Origin of the sequence: Kitasatospora sp. NPDC056076, assembly GCF_042266305.1 — a bacterium.
Classification (GTDB): domain Bacteria; phylum Actinomycetota; class Actinomycetes; order Streptomycetales; family Streptomycetaceae; genus Kitasatospora.
This window is the reverse complement of the sequence record NZ_JBHJWG010000121.1, coordinates 1-1,771: the sequence shown is the minus strand read 5'-3', so window position 1 is coordinate 1,771 and position 1,771 is coordinate 1. Positions and strand designations below refer to the sequence as shown.

Sequence of the window (1,771 nt, the reverse complement as noted above, 5' to 3'; positions counted from 1 at the left end):
CCAGGTCGCCGAGCGGCATGCGGTGGGCGAGGTCGCGGTCGAAGGCCTCCTCGTCGGTGTACCCGGCCATGTACATGTAGTTGTTCTTGAAGGTCGGCTGGGCCCGCTCGAAGATCGTCGCGAAGTCCCCGGTGACGGCCTCGAAGGCGGCGAGCGCGGCGATCCGGCGGTCGGTGGCGGCGGCCCGGGAGCCCCAGTAGCCGCTCATCGAGATGCCGAACATGCCGATCCGCTCGGCGTCGACCTCCGGGAGCTCGGCCAGGTGGTCGAGGTAGCGGCCGATCGCCCGCTCGTAGTTGCCGAGGTCGACGGTCAGCCCGCCGGCCCGGGTCTGGCCCTGGCCGGGGCCCTCGATGGAGAGCGCGACGATGCCGCGGGAGGTGTAGTAGCGCTCGGCCGCCCAGATGTAGTCCTCCTTGATCATGTCCATCCCGGGGCCGAGGATGACGGCGGGCGCGTTCTCGACCCGCCCGGCGGGCAGGTGCAGCAGGGCGTGGATCGTCGAGCCCTCGAAGTCCAGCACCACCCGGCGGACCCGGCCGTCGCGCAGGGCGCCCAGGCGGTCCACGCAGTGGTCGGCGTGGGCGCGCAGCACCGCCTTGCGCGGGTCGGTGGCGTCGAAGATCGAGTACTGCGCCCGGCCCCACATCACGGCGGCCCGCAGGTAGAGGTCGGCGGCGGTCTGCGCGAAGCCCGCGCGCTCGTGGTGGGCGGCGCGCTCCTCGGCCTGGCCGGCCACCGTCGCCCACGCCTTGGGAAGCATGGCACCGCTCCTGACCAGGGCGAAGACCTTGGCGAAGTCGGTGAGGTCGTGGCCGAGCTCCTCCATGGTCCCGACGGCCTCGGGGTGCAGCGCGTCGAAGCCGCCCTGGGCGAGGGCGATGTCCAGGGCCCAGTTCTGGCCGGTCGAGCGAATGGTCATGACGGTCTCCTCCTGGAGCGGCGTAGATAAGTACTTAGTGAGTAAGTACTTATCCATTAAGTACTGAGGCTAGTCTGTTGTCAACCCGCCGAGGAGGAACCCACCATGACGACCGCACCGCCGCCCGCGCCCGAACGCGCCCAGGCACTCGACCGCCTGGCCCGCGCCGCCTACCGGCTCAGCGCCGCGGACTCCCGGCTGCGCGGGCGCGCCACCCGCACCCCGGGCGCCCTGTCCCTCACCCACGCCCGCGCCCTGCGCACCCTGGCCGAGCGGGGGCCGCTCAGCATCACCCAGCTCGCCGCCGGCACCGAGACCACCGGCCCGGCCACCACCCAGCTGGTGAACGGCCTGGTCACCGCCGGCTACGTCACCCGCACCCGCCCGCCCGAGGACAAGCGGTCCGTCCTGGTCGCCCTCACCGAGGACGGCCGGGCCCGGCACGAGCAGCGCCAGGCCGCCCTGGCCGAGGCCCTGCACGCCGACCTCGACGACTACGACGAGGAGGCCCTGGACCGGGCCGCCGAGGTGCTGCGCCGGCTGTCCGCCGTCTACGACCGGCTGTAGCGGCGGACCGCCGACGCGGCGTGCCTAGACCTCCCGGTGCGCCTCGGCGAGGAGCAGGTAGCCCTCGCCGTTGGCCTTGATCCCGGCCCGCTCCTCCTCCGTCAGCTCCCGACGGACCTTGGCCGGGACCCCCGCGACCAGCGAGCCGGGCGGGACGTCCATCCCCTGGGTCACCACCGCGCCCGCCGCGACCAGCGAACCGCCGCCGATCCGGGCGCCGTTGAGGACGGTGGCGTTCATCCCGACCAGGACGTCGTCCTCGACGGTGCAGCCGTGCAGCAC

General features: G+C 73.3%; 3 protein-coding genes. 1 reads left to right on the top strand and 2 read right to left on the bottom strand.

Going from position 1 to position 1,771, the window contains the following annotated elements; all coding sequences use genetic code 11:
* Positions 1–922: alpha/beta hydrolase (locus tag ACFC1T_RS38325; RefSeq protein WP_375897425.1), on the bottom strand; the 922-nt coding region annotated here is incomplete at its 3' end.
* A 105-nt stretch (positions 923–1,027) separates the two neighbouring features.
* Between ACFC1T_RS38325 and ACFC1T_RS38320 the strand changes: the two genes are divergently transcribed.
* Positions 1,028–1,489, top strand: coding sequence for a MarR family transcriptional regulator (locus ACFC1T_RS38320; protein WP_375897423.1), 462 nt, complete (start codon positions 1,028–1,030; stop codon positions 1,487–1,489).
* Positions 1,490–1,513: 24 nt separating this feature from the next.
* Here ACFC1T_RS38320 and ACFC1T_RS38315 read toward each other — a convergent pair.
* On the bottom strand, positions 1,514–1,771 hold a 258-nt coding region (locus ACFC1T_RS38315), incomplete at its 5' end, for a gamma carbonic anhydrase family protein (RefSeq protein ID WP_375897422.1).